The sequence below is a fragment of the Nocardia sp. NPDC056100 genome (assembly GCF_042266325.1).
GTDB lineage: Bacteria > Actinomycetota > Actinomycetes > Mycobacteriales > Mycobacteriaceae > Nocardia.
The window spans coordinates 1,515,848-1,533,067 of the sequence record NZ_JBHJVY010000002.1 but is presented as its reverse complement, the minus strand read 5'-3'; the positions used below and the strand labels follow the sequence as shown (position 1 = coordinate 1,533,067).

Genomic DNA, 17,220 nt, shown 5'->3' with positions numbered 1-17,220 from the left:
CATCTCGGCAACGTCGCTCGAGGCACGCGCCATCATCGATCTTGAACGACAGTACCGGGCGATCTCGGCCCTTCGTCGGATCCGATGCGACTACACCGAGTGGGCGAGGCGGCGTGCGCGGTCGTTGAGGTATCGCTGTTCGGGGATGCTCGCGGTGAGTTGGGCGGCTCGGCGGTAGCTGTCGATGGCGGCGGGTCGGTCGCCGACCATCTCCAGTAGGTGCGCGCGTACCGCGTGAGTTCGGTGATGACGCAGTACGGAAGGGTTGTCGAGCAGCGGTGCGATCAGGTCCAGGCCCTGCTGTGGACCGAAGGCCATACCGACGGCGACGGCGCGGTTGAGGGTGACGACCCAGCTGGGCGCGACGCGATCCAGCATGGCGTAGAGGATGCTGATCTGCCGCCAGTCGGTGTCCTTCCAGGTGGGTGCCTCGGCGTGCACGGCGGCGATCGCGGCCTGCAACTGGAAGCGGCTGACATGGCCGCGGGGCAGGATTCGCTCCAGGATGGCGACGCCTTCGGAGATCAAATCCCGATCCCAGCGGGCTCGGTCCTGTTCGGCCAGCGGAATCAGGTTGCCGCCCTCCGTGCGGGTCGCGGCCCGGGCGTGGGTGAGCAGCATCAGCGCGAGAGCGCCCGCGACTTCATCGTGATCCGGTATCGCACAATGCAATTGACGGGTGAGTCGGATCGCCTCCTCGGTCAGGCCCCGATCCACGAGTGCGCCACCGGCGGAACGGGTGTGGCCCTCGGTGAACAGCAGATGGCATACATCGAGTACGGATGCGATACGCGCGGGCAGGTCCGCGTGCCCCGGAAGCTCGAACGTCGCACCGGCCGATCGCAGCGTCGACCGCGCCCGGCTCAGGCGTTGCGCCATGGTGCGTTCGGGAACGAGGTAGGCGGCGGCGATCTCGCTGGTTCCCAGACCGCCAACCGCGTGCAGGGTCAACGCGACCTGAGACGAGCGGCTCAGACTCGGATGGCAGCACAGAACGAACAGTTGCAGCATGTCGTCGCGGTCGCCCACCGGCTCCTGATCCGCCGGGCGCGCGAGGGATGAGTCGCGGGATTGCGCGACCGCCACTGCCTCCTCGCGCCCGGCCCGTGCCCGGTCTGCCCGCAATCGGTCGATCAATCGCCGCGATGCCACGGTGATCAGCCAGCCGCGCGGATTGTCGGGCACGCCGTCGCGATCCCACTGCACCGCCGCCGCCTCGGCTGCCTCCTGGGCGGCATCCTCGCAGTCCCCGAGATCGCCGTGCCTGCGCAGCAGGGCGGCGAGGACATGCGGCGACTCGCGCCGCCACACGTCCTCCACCACCCGGTCGCTCATTGGTCGTCGCCGCCCGGCCACATCGCGGGCCGCAGTTCGATGGTTTCGCCCGGCCCGGCGAACCTCGCGGCGATTTCCTCTGCGCGAGCCTGGTTTTCGACATCGATCAGGAAGAACCCCGCCAGATGTTCCTTGGCCTCCGAATACGGTCCATCGGTCATCAGCGGCTTTCCATCACCCCACCGGTACAGCCGCGACGACTCGGGCGCGCCCAACGCCTCCCCGGTCAGCAGCTCACCCTTCTCGTGCATCTCGCCGAGCAGGTTCTCGAAATCGGAGGTCATCCGATCCCGCTCCTGCTGAGTCATCGCCTGATACTCGGGCAGGTAATCACCCGTCGGATGTCCCCACGGCTGCGGGTTGGAGTGAATGAGAATCACGTACTTCATCACGGCTCCTTCGCGATCACGGATGCGCCCGAATGACCCATCCTTACCCGAACGTCGGAGCCGATGTCACGCTGTCGACATCCGAGCCCCTCGGCGACGAGAATCTGTTCGGAGTCGAGAGGGAGAGATGTGACGTCGCCTGAAGCAGTGCGGGTGTGGCGCGATGGCGGACGGCTGATGCCCACTTCGGTGGGCCGGGTGTTCGTACGGACGGGGTCCGGGACGGGATCGGCAGTGCTGCTGTTGCACGGATATCCGTCGAGTTCCTACGATTTCCGCCGCATCGTCGATGATCTCGGGGGCAGGTCGTGGATAGCCCTGGACTTCCCGGGCTTCGGGCTCTCCGATAAGCCGCGCCCGCATCGATACAGCCTGTTCGAGCACGCCGATATCGTCGAGGAGGTGCTCGCCACCCTCGATCCCGGGCCGGTCGCGGTGCTGGCTCATGACATGGGGACCTCGGTGCTCACCGAGCTGCTCGCCCGCGATATCGAAGGCGCGCTGTCGTTTTCGATGGATCGCGCCGTGCTCGGCAACGGCAGCGTGATCCTGGAACGGGCTTCGCTGCGGCCGATTCAGCAGATCCTGCGCGGCCCCCTCGGTCCGATCGCGGCCCGGCTGGCCAATCGCCCGGTATTCACTCGCGAGTTCGCGCAACTGTTTTCGGCACAGCATCCGCTGACCGCGCAGGAGGCCGCGGCGCAGTGGGCGCTGCTGAGTTCCGCGCGCGGTCACCGCATCGCACATCTGCTGACCGCGTACCTCGATGAGCGCGTGACCCATGCCGAACGTTGGCACGGAGCCGTTCGCGACTGGCAGGGGACGCTCGGATTCCTGTGGGCCACAGGTGATCCGGTGGCGACCACGGCGGTCCTGGACGGACTGCGTGCGCTTCGGCCCGGCGGCGCGGTCATCGAACTGCCGGGCCTCGGGCACTATCCGCAGATCGAGGACCCCGCCGCATACGCGGCCGGTGCCCGGCGACTGCTGGGAATCGACCCCGAATGAGTTGCGCTGAAACCGAACTCGCAGAGCCGGTCGGCCGGAAACGACAGCAGCCCCGCACCGTTGGGTGCGAGGCTGCTGACAAGTCTGAACGAATCAGATAGCGCGGACGTCCTGCGCCTGCGGGCCCTTCTGGCCCTGCTCTACCGCGAACTCGACGCGCTGACCCTCTTCGAGGGATTTGTACCCCGAGCCGCTGACGGCCGAGTAATGCACGAAGACGTCAGGGCCGCCTCCGTCTTGGGCGATGAAGCCGAAGCCTTTTTCGCCGTTGAACCACTTAACGCTGCCTTGAGCCATGCTGTTTACAACTTCTTTTCTGTAGTGAGCCGGGCAAATTTCTTGGTAAGACGCCCGTGCTCACCAATGACTATGTCACTGTTCGCGCCGGGGAACCGATCCTGTGACCCAACAGACAGCGGCGCTATCAGCCGGCGACGTGAGCGGTGTTGTCGAGCCAGTGCTGCGCGAGCGTGGTGTCACCGACGACGGTGATGCCGCTGTCGGAGAGCGGGAGTCGCCGGGTCAAGCTCAACAGCAGCGATCGGGCCGGGCCGCTGATCGTGACGTCGGCGGGATGGGATCCGGGCTGCCAGTTCGCGCCGTCGGGTCGCCGTTCGACGAACCACGCGCCCACGTTGCCGTCGAGATCGGTTGCGGCCCATTGCAATCGCTGCCCGGTGCCGCGAATGGCGTGAGCGGACTCGGACCGTTGCATTTCCCAGTTGGGCGAGGTGAGCATCGCGAAGTGGTTGGTGATGAGCGCGGCCGCGATATCGGCGTCGATGTCGACCGTTCGCTTCGCCGCGCCTGCGGCGTCCGCGCCGTGTACGACCGCTTCGTTCAGCAGGCTCGCGAGCCAGAATCGAGTCCCGGACCGCTCATCCCCGGCGGGGTTGAACACCGGCGCGTCGAGCGCGTCATCAGAGCAGGCGTTCGCGACCCGCCGCGCGGATTCGGACAGCCATGCCGACCATTCCTGCGGGTCGGTGGGGAGAACAGCCATCTCCCTGGGCAATTGCATGGGGTCGGTGATGCGCCGCTCGATGATCTCCGCGACCCAGTGCTGGGTCTGACCGACATGTTCGACCAGATCGGAGACGGTCCACTGCGGGGCTGTCGGCACCACGGCATCGGGTCCGGCCGCGGCGGCGGCTTCCGCGAGGCGTCGGGTGTGCTCGACAATCGCTTGCCTGGCGTGCTCGGCGTTCAACTCGGTCATTCGGACGGTCCTTTCGCGAATTCGGTTGCAGGGGATATGACCGGTCCAGTCGGCAGAACTCATCGGTGCGGGTTTCGGCCCCCGGTAGAACCCCACGACAACGATCGCACCAGCGCGTCCAGTGCGGCCGGGTAGGCGCTGTCCGAGGGCGCGGCGAATCCCACCACGATGCCCTGCGGACGGTCGGGTTGGATTGGCGTGAGCCACATTTCGGTGAGACCGGCCAGTTCGAGTCCGTATTCGGCTGCGCGGGACAGGACTTCGTCCTCGGTGAGTCCGGCGGGTTCGAGTCGGATCAGCGCGTGCAGTCCGGCGGCGATACCGCCGAGGGCGAAGCCGGTCAGCGGGCGGCCCGCTCGCGGTTTGAGGCGGTCCGCGAGCAGGTCGCGGCGGCGGCGATAGCGCAGGCGGGAGGATCGGATATGTCGGTCGTAGGCGTGTGAGGTGATCATTTCGGCCAGGGTCAGTTGGCCGAGGGTCTCGGAGTGCCGATCGGCGAGCAGCTTTGCCTCGGTGACCGGGCCGACCAGATGTGGTGGGAGCACCATCCAGGCCAGGCGCAGGCCCGGGCCGAGGGTTTTGGACGCGGTGCCGAGGTAGACGACGTGATCGGGGGCGATGCCCTGAATCGCGCCGACGGGTTGGCGGTCGTAGCGGAATTCGCCGTCGTAATCGTCCTCGATGACCAGGTGCCCGGCGCGTGCCCAGTCGGCCAGTTGCTGGCGGCGCGCCGGGCTCAGCGTTGAGCCGATGGGGAACTGATGGCTGGGTGTAATGACTGCTGCGCCAACGTTTTCGAACTCGCCGGTGGTGAGTAGATCCACCCGTGCGCCGTCATCGTCGACCGGCAACGGTCTCACATCGGGCCCCGCCGATCGCACCGTATCGCGGAACGAGGGAATGTACGGGTCCTCCATCGCGATCGTGGATGTGCCCGAATCCAACAGCGCGGTGGCGAGCAACGCCAATGCCTGCTGGACCCCGGTGGTGATGATGATCCGGTCCGGCGTGGCCAGCACGCCCCGCGTGCGTCCGAGATACTCGGCGAGCGCGGACCGCAGTTCGATCCGGCCGCGGGGATCGCCGTAGCCGAACGCTTCCGAGGGCGCGCTGTTGAGTGCCTTGCGAGCCGCCTTCAGCCATGCGGCCGTGGGGAAGCGGTTGACGTCGGGAGTGCCCGCGCGCAACGTATGCCGCACTGCCGCAATCTGTTTCGGATCCCGGCTGATATGCGGCGTCGCGGCGTCGCGGGTTGTGACGGTGGCGGCCACGCGTGTGCCCGAGCCCTGCTTCGCGATCAGATGCCCCTCGGCGATGAGCTGGTCGTACGCCGAGCTCACCGTTCCACGAGAGAGCCCGAGCTCGGTCGCGAGCGTCCGGGTGGACGGCAGCCGCGCGCCTGCGGCCAACCGGCCGTCCCGGATGGCCTCGCGCAACGCATGCTCCAACCCGACCCGGCGACCCGCGTCCGGTTCGAGGAGAAGGTGCAGGTCGACATCCAAAGTGGACCAATAATCAGGCATTCAATTGGCTCCTTACAGTGATCCATTATCGACCTATCGTTGAAGCATGACAACGACATCGAGCACCTTCGTCCAGCCGACCACCCGCCTCGCGATCGACGAACTCGCCCCGGGAATGGCCAAAGCCCTCAACGGACTCGAGCTCGCCGCCCAGCGAACCACGCTCGAAAAGCCGCTGCGGGAGCTGGTGAAACTGCGCGTCGCCCAGATCAACGGCTGCGTCTACTGCGTCGATATGCACTCGCGGGACGCGATCGCGGGTGGTGACACCTGGCGTCGCGTGAGCCTGGTCGCGGTATGGCGTGAAGCCCCCTTCTTCACCCCGCGCGAGCGCGCCGCGTTCGACCTCGCCGAAGCCATGACCCGCATCGCGGACGGCGAAGTGAGCCAGCAGATCTGGGACGAGGCCGCAGCTCACTTCGAGGAAAAGGAACTCGCCGAACTGGTTTGGCACATCGCCATCATCAACACCTGGACCCGCCTGGGCGCGACCGCTCGCCCGTGGACCCTGTCCGGCGACGAAAACGCCTGACCCGCAACCCGATCCGATTATCGAATACGTCAAGGAGTCCGATCATGTCCGAGGTCGTCATCACCTACTGCAAGCCGTGCGGATATTTGAAGCGCGCCCAGGCCGCCGCCGAAGCGCTCGGCACCGAACTGGGCATCGCCCCGGAGCTCGTCCCGGGCAAGGGCGGCGTCTACCGCGTCACCGTCGACGGCGAGGTCGTGGCCACCAAGTCCCGCCAGGGGTTTCCCGCCCCCGACGCGATCGTCGAGGCCGTTGCCGCCGCGATCGCCTGAAACGCCAGCGCGGCCACCACGAATTCGTGGTGGCCGCGCTAGCAGCGTTCGGGACCGGCGTGGATCAGTGCACCGCGCGCCGACCCATGACGAGATTGACCAGGAACAGCAGGATCACCGCGCCACCCAGGCAGGTGAAGAAGCTGAACCACAGCCCGCCACCTTCGACATCGACGCCGAAGAGCTTCAGCAGGAATCCGCCGAGCAAACCACCGACGATGCCGACCACGATGTTGAGCAAAATGCCCTGCTGCGCATCGGTTTTCATGAACTTGCTGGCAATCCATCCGGCGAGTCCGCCGATGATGATCCAACCGAGAATACCGAGACCGAGCATGATGAACTCCTAAGGTACTGGTCAACCGGCGGCTGATCTTGTGTCCTCACATCCCGGATGCCCTGAACCGGCGAATCGAAACGCTGTCGACGGACTGGGTGTCAATGATTCGCTGCGGCAAAATTCAAAATATCGATTCTGTACGGCAGTGCGGTGCCGAGTCGATGGAAATTAGCTTGGGTAAGTATGTTTAACCGCAGGTCAGAGAGCATATTTCGCTGAATATTTCGAAGGCGCTGACTTCGGTTCGTTTCTCGAGGCATGCTCAGCGGGGTAGTGTACTGAGAATTACCACCTATTTTCGAAGCAGAATTTTCCTTTTTGCCCGGCAAACCTCATTGAGAGGTCGAGATGTCAACTGAATCCGCAGCACAACCGGCAAGCACTCATCGCGCACCGACGGGCGGCGAATCCTACGACGACATCGAACCCCTGCTGCATCGGCTCGCGGACCTGGCTCCGGCCGATCCGGAGCGTGAGCCCCTGCGGCAGAAGATCATCGGCAATTGCCTGCCCCTGGGGCAGCACATCGCGCGCCGGTACACCGGACGCGGCGTGGAGTACGAGGATCTGGCCCAGATCGCCGCGGTCGGAGTAGTCCTCGCGGTGGATCGATTCGACCCCACCAACGGCGCTTCGTTCCTGGGGTTCGCGGTCCCCACGATCATGGGCGAGGTCAAGCGCTACTTCCGTGACAGCACCTGGGCCGTCCGGGTGCCGCGCCGCACCAAAGAACTCCAGCAGCAACTCGGAGTCGCGATCCCGAGCCTGTCGCAGACATTGGGCCGCGAACCCACCGCACGCGAATTGGCCGAGCATCTGCAGGCCGAACTCACCGAGATCACCCAGGCGCTCATCGCCCGCAACAGCTACACCGCCGCCTCCCTCGACGCCCCGCAAACGGCCGAGCGCGACGGCACCTCACTATCTCCGATCAACAGCCTCTGCGAGATCGACCCCGGATACGTGCTGATGGAGGATTCACTCACCATCGGCCCGCTATTGGCGGAACTGCCCGACCGCGACCGCGCCCTCCTGATCATGCGGTACGGACAGGAGAAGACCCAGGCCCAGATCGCCAAGGCCATGGGCGTTTCCCAAATGCAGGTTTCGCGCTTGCTGACCCGGATCCTGACCGACCTGCGCGCCCAAGCCCTGCAGGCCGCCTGACTCGACGACTGGCCGGTCTCAGCGAGATCGGTCGGTCAGGGCAGCGGTGATGCCGTCCACGAAATCGGGCAGATCGTCCGGTTTGCGTGAGGTGATCAGCGGCCAGCCCTTCTCGTCATTTCGCACCACCGCCTCGTCCACCCAGCTGCCACCGGCATTGGTGATATCGGTGCGCACCGACTCGTACGAAGTGAGTGTCTTCCCCGGCAGCACGTCGGCCTCCACCAGCAGCCAAGGCCCATGGCAGATCGCGGCGATCGGTTTGCCTTCGGTGGTGAAGGCGCGCACCAATTCCCGAGCCCGTGCGTCCATGCGCAGCTTGTCCGCGTTGACGGTCCCGCCGGGAACGACCAGAAGATCGAAGTCGCCGGTACCGATACCGTCGAGGCCGATATCGGGCTCGATCGTCTCGGCGGGTTCGAGGTCATGCCGATAGGTATGCACGGGTTCGGCTTTCACGGCCGCGTGCACCACATGCGCCCCGCGTTCGCGCAACCGGTCACGCGGAACCACAAGCTCGTCGTGCTCCACCCCGGTGTTCGAGGTGATGATCGCAATACGCCGTCCGGCGAGTTCTGCTGACATGTCTGCCGGTTGCCCGGCAACGCGTATCCCAAACCGGCGTGCGTCGGCGCGCACGGGTGTGGGCAATACGGCGGGGCCGTGAGCAGCAGTGCTGCTCACGGCCCCGCCGTGCTCACGGTCTATCAGTAGTAGTGGCTACGCCCGCCGACCGCGCGGCCGGTGGCGCCGAGCAGTGCCAGTACTGCGCCGACGACGAGCAGGATTACCCCGAGCGTGGTCAGGATGTTGATGCCGAGCAGGAAGCCGGCGATCAGGAGGATGAGCCCGAGGGCGATCATGGTGTGTCCTTCGGTAGAGCGGACTTGTCTCCAGGGCTATGCCCGGTACGTGGGCGCTCAAACGGAGGAGATGTGAAATGGTCTGCCCTGCAATGATTTCACGTCCGGCCGTTTGTGGGCCCGGTCACGCTTGTCGCCGATTGCGTTGGCGGGGAGGCGATTCCGAAGGGCGGTATGTCCGTCAGCTGCTGATGTCGACCTTGTTCGCGTAGAAGGCGACGTAGCCCTTGATATTTGCCGCGGCGTCCATGGGTTCGGGGTAATACCAGGCGGCATCGGTCAGGGGAGCGCCGTCACCGATGTCCACGGTGTAATAGCTTGCCGTGCCCTTCCATCCGCACACCGTGTGCGTGTCGGTGGGCGTGAAGTACTCCTGTTTGATCGCCGCGGGCGGGAAGTAGATATTGCCTTCGACCGTCTCGTAGTCGTCGGTCTCGGCGATGATGACGCCGTTCACGGTTGCCGTCGCATGTGCCATGCCGCGATTGTGCCAGCGGCGCAGCCGATCCGGTGTCAGGACTCCAGTCGGCCGTAGATCAGGCGCAGGATCGCCTCGGTGAGATCGTCGATGCCGTGCGTCACTTCGGCGCGGGGTGCGGCGGACAATTGCGAGAGTCGCCCGTCCCGCATGAGGGTGACGAGGGTGGCCAGGGTCGCCGAATCGATTCCGGTGGGAGCGAGCCCGGCCGCGCGGTCGCGGTCGATCTTGGCGGCGAGCGCGCTGGTGAACCGGGTCTGCATGCCGAGGAGGAACTCCTTCAACGGCGGATAGCTGTTGTCGTACCCCTCCAGCGAGCAGACCAGGATCTTGCTGTTGTCATGCCAGATCTCCGCGGCCCCGGTGAGCTGGGCGTGCAGCAGTTCGCGCTGTGGGCCGGTGGACGGCAGCCAGACGTGGGTCTCGGCATAGCGGTCGCTCACGTCCTCCATCAGGCGCGCGAGTACGGCCTGCTTGGACGGGAAATAGAAGTAGAAACTCGTGCGGGAGATGCCGGTGGCCCCGGTGATGTCGTCGATGGTCAGTTTGGCCATCGGCTTGTTCATCAGCAGTTCGCGGGTCGCGTCCAGGATCTGGGCCTCGCGCTGATCGCCCTTGGACAGGGTGCCGCGCCGCCGCACCGCCTCGGTCGTGTCTCGGACCTGGTTCACCTGGGGTCCGCCCTTCTGCGCCATGGCCACACCATAGAGCGATTTGCCTATCGATACTGGACGTGGCGTCTATCATAATCGACACTGTGTCGATTCTCGCGTAGGGTACCGGCAATGACCTCCCCGCTCGAGCTTCGGCGAACCGCGTCGCCGACCGCGATCGTGCTGACCATGGCCAGCACCGTGTTCCTTCTGGCATTGGTTCAGACCCTGCCCGTGCCCGCGCTGCCGCAGATCGGTCACCAGCTCGGCGTCTCGGCCACGACCGTCGGCTGGGTGACGACCGCGACCATGCTGGCCGCCTCCGCGCTGACGCCACTGCTCGGTCGCCTCGGCGATGTCTACGGCCATAAGCCGGTGGTACTGGCGACGCTGGTCGTGACGCTGGCGGGCAGCGTGCTCGCCGCTTCCGCGAGCAGCATCGAGCTACTGATTGCCGGAAGGGCTTTGCAGGGCGCGAGTTTCGGCCTGTTCCCGCTGGCGATCAGCGTGCTGCGCCATGAACTTCCGACCGAACGCCTGACCGGGGCGCTGGCCGTCACCGCATCGACCCTCGGTGTGGGCAGCGGTGTCGCACTGGTGGCGACGGGCCTGCTGACCCAGGGCGGCGCGGACTACCGCCGCATCTTCTGGCTGACCGTCATCCTGACCGCTGTCGTGCTGGTACTGGCGTTTCGCGTCCTGCCGCGCCGCGCGGGCCAGGGCGGTCGCGTGGACTACATCGGTGCCGCGGTGCTGGGGCTGGGCCTGGTCTGCCTGCTGCTGCCGATCTCCCAGGGACACGAATGGGGTTGGGGCAGTGCACAGGTGATCGGCCTGTTCGTGGCCGCCGTCGTCGTGCTCGCCGGATTCCTGCTGCTGCAATCCAAACTGCGTGAGCCGCTCGTCGCGACCTCGCTGCTGGCGCACCGCCCCGTCGCGGTGACCAACCTGGCCAGCTTCTGCGTCGGTTTCGCCATGTTCAGTGTCTTCCTCGGCGCGACCTACTTCGTTGCCACCCCACATGGGTTGGCGGGCTTCGGATTCGACGCCTCGGTGCTGCGCACGAGCGTGGCCTTCATGCTCCCCGGCGCGGTCGTCTCGGTGCTGATGGGCCCGATCGCCGGTCGCCTGGTCGGCCGCATCGGCCCCCGCTACGTGCTGCTGCTGGCCAGCGTCATCGGTCTGTGCGCCCTGACCGCCCTGGCGGTGCTGCACTCGACCAGCGCGGAAGTCGTTGTCGCACTGGTCGTCGCGAATGCCGCGATCGCCATCGCCTACTCCGCCATGCCCGCGCTGCTGGTCGCCAATGTCGCCCCGCACGAAACCGGCATCGCGAACTCCATCAACTCGATCATGCGCACCGTGGGCGGTGCCATCGGCAGCGCCCTGGTCGTCACCATCCTGACCAGCGACACCCTGCGCCACACCCTCCCCGGCGGCGGATCGATCGTCCTGCCCGCGGAAAGCGCCTACCGCATCGCATTCCTCACCGGCGCAGCCTTTTTCGCGGTAGCGGCACTGCTGGCCGGATTCGGCCTGCGCAACACCGGCCGTCCCCTGACCCAGCACGAGGTCGAAGAGGACGTCGCCTTGGCGAGCGCCGGCGAATTCGCCACGGTGTCCACCAGCCTCTGATCCACCGCGAGGCGCGGCGACAACTGGATGAACCGAATCGCGGGGCCGTGAGCTTGCTTGATGCAGCTCACGGCCCCGCGTGGTTGTCGGGCGACGTCAGAAGTAGTGGCGGCGGCCTCCGACGGGGCGTCCGGTCGAGCCGAGCACCATCAGCACCGCGCCGATGATGAGCACGACGACGCCGATGGTCGTCAGGATGGGGATGCCGAGCAGGATTCCGGCGATCAGGAGTATGAGTCCGAGGACGATCATGAGAGTTCCTTCACACGAGCGGATTGATACCGCCGCGATGCCCGGTTTCCGCCTGTTCAAACACGATTCGCGCGGGTTGAGCATAGGTATCGGCGTGTCGGGAAAGAACGTGGCCGGGAATTCGATTCGCAGCGATGCGGTGGTTGCGAAGTCCGCTTGAGCGGCGGCTTACGGGGTAGAGCAAACATATGGTCGACCAACCGCAGCGATAGTGGAGGCGAAACCTCATGCGGCGCACTGTGTTTCTCATAATTCTCAGTCTCACCGCGGTGGCTGCCCCGGCCTGCGACGGAACGGCCGGTCCCGGTGTTCCGGCGACGTCGCCTACCACCCCGGGACCCGAAACGCATTCCAGCGCTTCGGTAATCGTGCCGCCGGGCAATTCCCGGTCGGTGTCGGTGCCCTCGCCGATCTCTCCGGCGAAGCTGCGGCACAAGACATGTGAGGATCTGCTACCGACCTTACGGGACATCAGGGACAAGTCCGGGCAGGACGGAGTCGATCGGGCCGTGGCCGACACCATCGCCGGCTATCCCGGTACCGCGGATTGGTCGGTGTTCTCTCCCGAGCAGCAGGACGCGGCGATCAACGGCGCGCACGATGCGGCAACGGGGACCTGTACGCCGTAATCGGGACCCGCCGACGTTTAACCGGAGAGGATCGCGGCATACTGGACATGTCGAGTCGGGTTCAGCAGTGTGCCTGCGCGGCGAACTCGGACGCAGGAGACCATGATGGCCGCGTCAGTAGCACCCGCTCCAACTCCGCCCCTCGATGCCCGAACCGGGTCGCCGCGACGCGACGAGGGTTACGAAGACCTGGAACCGCTGTTCACGGTTCTGTCCGAACTGGCTCCCGACGATCCGCGCCGGTCCGTACTTCGCGAGGACATTCTGTGCCGCGCGCTCCCGCTGGCTGAGCACATAGCCCGCCGTTTCACCGGGCGCGGGCAGGAATACGACGATCTGCTGCAAACCGCTCGGGTCGGTCTGGTCAAAGCCGTCGACGGTTTCGATCCGAATCACGGTGCGACCTTTCTCGGCTACGCGATTCCGACGGTCATGGGTGAGGTGCGCAGGTACTTCCGCGATCGCACCTGGGCCGTGCGCGTCAGTCGCACCGTCAAAGAACTCCACGTCCGCATCGGACCCGCTACCGAAGTGCTCGCGCAGCGACTCGGGCGGATGCCCACCGCACGTGAACTCGCCACGGAGCTGGACGTCGAGCTGGGCGAAGTCACGCTCGCGCTGGTCGCGGCGAATTGCTACACCACCGAATCCCTGGACAACCCGCGCGGTGACAACCCGGAGCAGGATGCCTCCCCGGTGGCCGAACGCCTGGGCAAGCCCGAGCCGTGCTACGAGCTGCTCGAAGGCGCGATGGCGGTCCGTCCCTTACTCGCCGCACTGCCCGAGCGCGAACGGCAAATACTGGAGTGGCGCTACTACGGTCAATTGACTCAGCGGGAAATCGCCGCGCGCCTGGGCATTTCGCAAATGCAGGTCTCACGCCTGCTGACCCGCACGCTGGACACCCTTCGCCGAGAGGCGCTCAGCGAGTCCCCGTCGCAGTCGTAACTGCTCCGAACATCTTCGCGGAGAAGGCGATTCGGCCGATCGTCACTCGCCGCCCAAGGCCTGCTCCAGCGTGTCGTACACCTCGAGCACCATGTCGAGGCCGGTGACCTCGATGGGGCGCCGGACCTGTGCCGACGCGATCACCTTCAATCCCAGATCCGGGGCCGTCTCACGCGCCCCGACCAGAACGCTGAGCCCCGCCGAACCGAAGAACTTCACCTGCGAGAGATCGACCACGAGCAGTGTCGATGCCGACGAAGCCGCGTCGGCCACCGCCGCCGCCAATTTCGGCGCCGACACCACATCGACCTCACCGGCCACGGACAAAACCACTGCTGACCCCACGGTACGGGTACCGATGATCAGCTCACCAACTTCATTGCTCACGGTGGAACTATCTCAGCCCACGCCGTGCTCCGCATCGATTAGGGTCGCACTTACCGGTTCCGGGTGAACTTCACTTCCGCCGGATAGCCGGATACGCGAGGATCGAAGGCTTTCCGCGTCGTTTCGAGCGTGTCCGTCACCGCCCGCAGCAGTCGCCAGCCCAGCTCCGCACCGCTGAAAGCTGTTGCGTCCCGGGAAATCGAGATGACTCGGACCACTATCGACTGTTTGTCGTAGGCGAACTCACATGTGATGTTGGTGCTGGGCGTGCGATGCGGCACCATCGCAGAGGCCGCCTCATCGACAGCGAGGCGAATGTCATTCGCCACACCGATGCCGAAACCGGCCGTAAGACACAGCGTTTCAGAAAGTGCCCGCAACATCGAGAGGCGTGCGGGCTCCGCCGGGACCGCGACGATGGTCGCGTCACCGGGCGCGGTCTGGATCCAAAGAGATTCAGCCGCATGGTTTTCGATCGAAGAGCCTGAGCGATGCGGTTGCCCGTCATTGCCGACGCCGCGATGGGTTGGTGGTGGACCGGTCATTCGATCACCCCCGAAATCTGTAGCGATCTGCGCGATCTGTCAATGGAGGCGTCAAGTGCCTCTGAACTCGGTCTACCCGCCGAGGGGCGGGGGAAACGGAGTCCGGCCCATCGAGGCTCAGATCAGTGCTTGCTGGAGGTGCAGCACCGTGCCCTGGGGACCGGTATGGATGCGCACCAGTTCCGCGAGTTGATTGACCAAGAGCAACCCGCGACCGCCCGGAACGCGCGGCGGTGCGGGCAGTCGGCCCGCGAGCGGGTTGGTGATATGCCCCGCATCGTGGACCTGCAAGCACAGCTGGCCATCGCGGGTCCATGTGGACAGCGTGCCCCGCCCGCCGCCGTGTACGACCGAATTGGTGATGGTCTCGGCGATGATCAGCTCCGCGTCCACCAGCCGGTACTCGGACATTCCGATATCGCGCGCGTACGCCATGGCCGCATGCCGAACCCGCGTCAGTGTGCTCGCCTCGAACTCGAACACCATGGCATCAGCCGGGGGAGCGGGCAGCGGGCGATTGTACGAAGCCACGATCGAGTCGGGATCGTATGCGCCGCTGTGGTTTCGGCCGCTGTGGTCGATCAGAATCGGATGGGTGGCGTGCGCGTCGGCCACCATATGCGCCGGCAACTCAGTCATGTTGTACGGACACAGAATGCTGACTTCGCGCCCGGCGAACGCCGTGTTGATCAATGCCTCGTGCTGGGCGCAGGCCGGATACTCGGATTCGGACCGATCGGCCCAGACCGGTTCGCCGACTATGCGGACCCGCTTGCCCGGATGGGTATCGGTGAACGCGCGTAGCACCCCGGGAATGATGCGCCCGGGATTGCGGCCTTCGACGGTCATATCCATCAGCCGCACCGCGTCCGCGCTCGCCCCGAGCGCCGCGCGGATGAGTTCCAGATTGGCCGTGGGCACCGCTACCGCGACCGGCTCGTCGCGGACCAGACCCTCGTAGATGAAAGCGAGTGTGCCGGAGAGATACTCGTCGGCGTCGCGGTAGAACAGCGCGGGGTGCTCGAATGGCTCGGTGCGGTCATCGGCCGTTACTGTGGCAAGCATCAGCGGGCAACCTCGATCGTCGGCACCGACGGCCAGAATTGTTGCAGCACACGCAACATCGCCGCGGGTGGGTGATGGAGAACGAATCGCCGGTCGGCCCCGGCGTCCTGTGCGGCGGCCACCAGCAACGACGTGCCGTGAGCGTCGATGAACCGCACCTGGGACAGATCCAGGTGCACATCGCTCGCGCGGGGCAGCTCTCCCAACACCGCGCTCCACTCGTCACGAGTGGTGAAGTCGACCTCCCCGACACACCACCAGCCGGTGGGGTCCACCGAATGCGCCGCCCACAACAACCTTCCGAGCGGCATCGCCGCCGATGCTCCGGTGTGTGGCCTGGGCCGCTGCGTCACTGCGAGGTCTCTTCCTGCCTGGAATGGGCTGGAGTTCCGGCGATCATCCCGGTGGTGCCGCGCTACGAGACGCCGTCAACTCCCATCGTGCCCTTGATTAACCAATTGATCGCAGGATATGCGCCCGACCATCGAGATTCTTGTCGTAGCCGTTCTGGTTATGCTCGTGACCTCGGTTCGTCGGCCACCATTGCGGTGAAATGCGGACCGGCCGTACCCGGCCCGGTAGCCCCGTCCAATGGACGGGGCTACCGGTGAATCCTGGGGATACGGCCTATTTGTCGGGCCAGGTTCCGGTCAGGCGCTCATACCCCGAGGTGCCGGCGGTTCCTCCGGTGGATTCGGCAGTACGTCCGTGTGAAAGTTCAGGTCGATGTCCTGGGGGTTCAGGTCGAAGTGCACCCGCAGGTCATTCATGACGCCGCTGAGGCGCATGAGGCGCGGATGCACCCCATTCCGCTTGCCGCTGAACGGTTCTCGCGAGTTACTCTCCGCCTCGTGTTCGACGGCCCTGCGCAGTAGTTCGACGGCGATCAGGGCCGAAGCCGCCAGCCGCGATTCGGCAGATTGCATCAATTGCTCCTCGAATAACCGGGGCGTCAGAAGTAGTGTCGGCGGCCGCCGACCGCCCGGCCGGTGGATCCGAGCAGCATCAGAGCCAGCCCGACAACGAGCACGATGATGCCGAGGGTGGTCAGGAGCGGGATGCCGATCAGAATTCCGGCGAGCAGGAGAATGATTCCCAGGACGATCATGTGAGTTCCTTTGGGCGAGTTGCGATGACAGGACCGCTGTTCCCTGAACGCAACGGCCTAAACGTGGCACGGTGGACGAACTTTCAGGAGAATCATTCAGTGGAACAACGCGATTCGAACAACTCGACGGTGCTGTCGATCGGACTGCATCCCAGTGCGGTCGACTATGCCCGCTATCCGGGCATCGACGAGGCGACCCTGACCGCCCGCATCGAAGCGGGCGAAGCCGCATTGCGCGCCGCCGGATTCGACCTCGTCTCATGCCAGGTCCCCGCCGATCCCGACGCCGCCGAAGCGAAACTGCGGGACTGCGCATCGAACGGATCGTTCCGGGTCGCCATGATCGGGGCCGGAGTGCGCATGGCGGGCGAGCACACGCTGCTGTTCGAACGCCTGGTGAACACGATCACCGAGGTCTCACCCGGAATCCGCCTGTGTTTCAACACATCCCCGGAAACGACGATCGATGCATTGCGCCGCTGGGTGGAGCCCGCCGATCGCTGACTGCTGCCGCTTGTGCGGCGACCCAGTACTGTCGCGCCGATGTCGATTTCCGTTGCGGCACTTCGCACGTCGAGCAGCTCACCTAGTCTCGGTACATGGCAGACACCTCCGACGCGCCGATGACAGACGCCGAAATCAAGCAGTTCTACCGGCTGCTGCAACGTTGGTGCGAAACCGAGCTGGACCAGTTCGCCCACTTGATCGTCCCAACCCGCTGGGGTGAGGTGTATGCCCATTTCGGTCGCGCGAGACCCGACGATGATTCGGTGGAATGGTACGAACACCTGCCCGCCGACTGGTTGGGCGAACCCGAATAATGAACTGCGCACGTGCCCTTGGATCGCCGTGACAGTTTCGGGCGACCCGAG

26 protein-coding genes are annotated in these 17,220 nt (G+C 65.5%); 8 read left to right on the top strand and 18 right to left on the bottom strand.

Translation table 11 applies throughout. The annotated features are described in order from the left end of the window. Positions 1-90: 90 nt before the first annotated feature. Both ACFC0O_RS19415 and ACFC0O_RS19410 read right to left on the bottom strand, forming a co-directional pair. On the bottom strand, positions 91-1,335 hold the full coding sequence (locus ACFC0O_RS19415) for an RNA polymerase sigma factor (RefSeq protein WP_375959639.1): 1,245 nt from the start codon (positions 1,333-1,335) through the stop codon (positions 91-93). After that, a complete protein-coding gene (locus ACFC0O_RS19410; protein ID WP_375959637.1) occupies positions 1,332-1,724 on the bottom strand; it encodes a YciI family protein in 393 nt (130 codons plus the stop codon). The genes ACFC0O_RS19415 and ACFC0O_RS19410 overlap by 4 nt, the downstream gene beginning before the upstream one ends. 129 nt (positions 1,725-1,853) lie before the next feature. On the opposite strand from ACFC0O_RS19410, the gene ACFC0O_RS19405 reads away from it, so the two are divergent. Continuing rightward, a complete protein-coding gene (locus ACFC0O_RS19405; protein ID WP_375959635.1) occupies positions 1,854-2,732 on the top strand; it encodes an alpha/beta fold hydrolase in 879 nt (292 codons plus the stop codon). 93 nt (positions 2,733-2,825) lie between these two features. Here the strand turns inward: ACFC0O_RS19405 and ACFC0O_RS19400 are convergent, their stop codons facing one another. The 3 genes from ACFC0O_RS19400 to ACFC0O_RS19390 all read right to left on the bottom strand — a co-directional run bounded on the left by ACFC0O_RS19400 (position 2,826) and on the right by ACFC0O_RS19390 (position 5,474). Further along, on the bottom strand, positions 2,826-3,029 hold the full coding sequence (locus ACFC0O_RS19400) for a cold-shock protein (RefSeq protein ID WP_375959633.1): 204 nt from the start codon (positions 3,027-3,029) through the stop codon (positions 2,826-2,828). Positions 3,030-3,156: 127 nt separating this feature from the next. Next, on the bottom strand, positions 3,157-3,951 hold the full coding sequence (locus ACFC0O_RS19395; protein WP_375959631.1) for a maleylpyruvate isomerase family mycothiol-dependent enzyme: 795 nt from the start codon (positions 3,949-3,951) through the stop codon (positions 3,157-3,159). A 59-nt stretch (positions 3,952-4,010) separates the two neighbouring features. Beyond that, the gene (locus tag ACFC0O_RS19390) at positions 4,011-5,474 is read right to left on the bottom strand and encodes a PLP-dependent aminotransferase family protein (RefSeq protein WP_375959629.1); all 1,464 of its coding nucleotides are present in this window, start codon (positions 5,472-5,474) and stop codon (positions 4,011-4,013) included. A gap of 46 nt (positions 5,475-5,520) precedes the next feature. Here ACFC0O_RS19390 and ACFC0O_RS19385 point away from each other — a divergent pair, with 46 nt between their 5' ends. After that, on the top strand, positions 5,521-6,006 hold the full coding sequence (locus ACFC0O_RS19385) for a carboxymuconolactone decarboxylase family protein (RefSeq protein WP_375959627.1): 486 nt from the start codon (positions 5,521-5,523) through the stop codon (positions 6,004-6,006). A gap of 44 nt (positions 6,007-6,050) precedes the next feature. Then, the gene (locus tag ACFC0O_RS19380) at positions 6,051-6,278 is read left to right on the top strand and encodes a SelT/SelW/SelH family protein (protein WP_375959625.1); all 228 of its coding nucleotides are present in this window, start codon (positions 6,051-6,053) and stop codon (positions 6,276-6,278) included. A gap of 64 nt (positions 6,279-6,342) precedes the next feature. Here the strand turns inward: ACFC0O_RS19380 and ACFC0O_RS19375 are convergent, their stop codons facing one another. Further along, positions 6,343-6,615, bottom strand: a complete 273-nt coding sequence (locus tag ACFC0O_RS19375) for a GlsB/YeaQ/YmgE family stress response membrane protein (RefSeq protein ID WP_375959623.1) — start codon at positions 6,613-6,615, stop codon at positions 6,343-6,345. 351 nt (positions 6,616-6,966) lie between these two features. Here ACFC0O_RS19375 and ACFC0O_RS19370 point away from each other — a divergent pair, with 351 nt between their 5' ends. Then, on the top strand, positions 6,967-7,785 hold the full coding sequence (locus ACFC0O_RS19370) for a SigB/SigF/SigG family RNA polymerase sigma factor (protein WP_375959621.1): 819 nt from the start codon (positions 6,967-6,969) through the stop codon (positions 7,783-7,785). An 18-nt stretch (positions 7,786-7,803) separates the two neighbouring features. Here ACFC0O_RS19370 and ACFC0O_RS19365 read toward each other — a convergent pair whose 3' ends face one another. The 4 genes from ACFC0O_RS19365 to ACFC0O_RS19350 form a co-directional block, all read right to left on the bottom strand. Further along, positions 7,804-8,370 (bottom strand): type 1 glutamine amidotransferase domain-containing protein, encoded by a 567-nt coding sequence (locus ACFC0O_RS19365; protein ID WP_375959619.1) that lies wholly within the window; start codon positions 8,368-8,370, stop codon positions 7,804-7,806. A gap of 122 nt (positions 8,371-8,492) precedes the next feature. After that, positions 8,493-8,648 (bottom strand): DUF6131 family protein, encoded by a 156-nt coding sequence (locus ACFC0O_RS19360; protein WP_364648067.1) that lies wholly within the window; start codon positions 8,646-8,648, stop codon positions 8,493-8,495. 181 nt (positions 8,649-8,829) lie between these two features. Beyond that, on the bottom strand, positions 8,830-9,126 hold the full coding sequence (locus tag ACFC0O_RS19355) for a DUF427 domain-containing protein (protein ID WP_375959617.1): 297 nt from the start codon (positions 9,124-9,126) through the stop codon (positions 8,830-8,832). 35 nt (positions 9,127-9,161) lie between these two features. Then, entirely contained in the window at positions 9,162-9,821 is a 660-nt protein-coding gene (locus tag ACFC0O_RS19350; protein WP_375959615.1) for a TetR/AcrR family transcriptional regulator, read from the bottom strand. Between the two features lie 90 nt (positions 9,822-9,911). Here ACFC0O_RS19350 and ACFC0O_RS19345 point away from each other — a divergent pair, with 90 nt between their 5' ends. Further along, positions 9,912-11,414, top strand: coding sequence for an MFS transporter (locus ACFC0O_RS19345; RefSeq protein WP_375959613.1), 1,503 nt, complete (start codon positions 9,912-9,914; stop codon positions 11,412-11,414). Positions 11,415-11,510: 96 nt separating this feature from the next. On the opposite strand, the gene ACFC0O_RS19340 is transcribed toward ACFC0O_RS19345, so the two are convergent. Then, the gene (locus ACFC0O_RS19340; RefSeq protein ID WP_375959611.1) at positions 11,511-11,666 is read right to left on the bottom strand and encodes a DUF6131 family protein; all 156 of its coding nucleotides are present in this window, start codon (positions 11,664-11,666) and stop codon (positions 11,511-11,513) included. A 10-nt stretch (positions 11,667-11,676) separates the two neighbouring features. Beyond that, the gene (locus ACFC0O_RS19335) at positions 11,677-12,102 is read right to left on the bottom strand and encodes a hypothetical protein (protein ID WP_375959609.1); all 426 of its coding nucleotides are present in this window, start codon (positions 12,100-12,102) and stop codon (positions 11,677-11,679) included. Positions 12,103-12,400: 298 nt separating this feature from the next. Between ACFC0O_RS19335 and ACFC0O_RS19330 the strand changes: the two genes are divergently transcribed. After that, positions 12,401-13,243: a SigB/SigF/SigG family RNA polymerase sigma factor gene (locus ACFC0O_RS19330; protein WP_375959607.1), complete on the top strand. Its 843-nt coding sequence runs from the start codon at positions 12,401-12,403 to the stop codon at positions 13,241-13,243. 42 nt (positions 13,244-13,285) lie between these two features. On the opposite strand, the gene ACFC0O_RS19325 is transcribed toward ACFC0O_RS19330, so the two are convergent. The 6 genes from ACFC0O_RS19325 to ACFC0O_RS19300 all read right to left on the bottom strand — a co-directional run bounded on the left by ACFC0O_RS19325 (position 13,286) and on the right by ACFC0O_RS19300 (position 16,348). Further along, a complete protein-coding gene (locus tag ACFC0O_RS19325) occupies positions 13,286-13,630 on the bottom strand; it encodes an STAS domain-containing protein (protein ID WP_375959605.1) in 345 nt (114 codons plus the stop codon). Positions 13,631-13,680: 50 nt separating this feature from the next. Next, positions 13,681-14,175 carry an ATP-binding protein gene (locus ACFC0O_RS19320; RefSeq protein WP_375959603.1) on the bottom strand — a complete coding sequence of 165 codons (495 nt, stop codon included), beginning with the start codon at positions 14,173-14,175 and terminating at the stop codon, positions 13,681-13,683. Between the two features lie 117 nt (positions 14,176-14,292). Then, on the bottom strand, positions 14,293-15,240 hold the full coding sequence (locus ACFC0O_RS19315) for an anti-sigma factor RsbA family regulatory protein (RefSeq protein ID WP_375959601.1): 948 nt from the start codon (positions 15,238-15,240) through the stop codon (positions 14,293-14,295). Next, positions 15,240-15,551: an STAS domain-containing protein gene (locus ACFC0O_RS19310; RefSeq protein ID WP_375959599.1), complete on the bottom strand. Its 312-nt coding sequence runs from the start codon at positions 15,549-15,551 to the stop codon at positions 15,240-15,242. The genes ACFC0O_RS19315 and ACFC0O_RS19310 overlap by 1 nt, the downstream gene beginning before the upstream one ends. Before the next feature lie 339 nt (positions 15,552-15,890). Then, complete coding sequence (locus tag ACFC0O_RS19305) at positions 15,891-16,166, bottom strand: hypothetical protein (RefSeq protein ID WP_375959597.1); 276 nt, start codon at positions 16,164-16,166, stop codon at positions 15,891-15,893. A gap of 26 nt (positions 16,167-16,192) precedes the next feature. After that, positions 16,193-16,348: a DUF6131 family protein gene (locus ACFC0O_RS19300; RefSeq protein ID WP_375959595.1), complete on the bottom strand. Its 156-nt coding sequence runs from the start codon at positions 16,346-16,348 to the stop codon at positions 16,193-16,195. A 99-nt stretch (positions 16,349-16,447) separates the two neighbouring features. On the opposite strand from ACFC0O_RS19300, the gene ACFC0O_RS19295 reads away from it, so the two are divergent. Further along, positions 16,448-16,852 (top strand): hypothetical protein, encoded by a 405-nt coding sequence (locus ACFC0O_RS19295; protein ID WP_375959593.1) that lies wholly within the window; start codon positions 16,448-16,450, stop codon positions 16,850-16,852. 95 nt (positions 16,853-16,947) lie between these two features. Then, positions 16,948-17,169: a hypothetical protein gene (locus ACFC0O_RS19290; RefSeq protein WP_375959591.1), complete on the top strand. Its 222-nt coding sequence runs from the start codon at positions 16,948-16,950 to the stop codon at positions 17,167-17,169. Positions 17,170-17,220 lie beyond the last annotated feature (51 nt).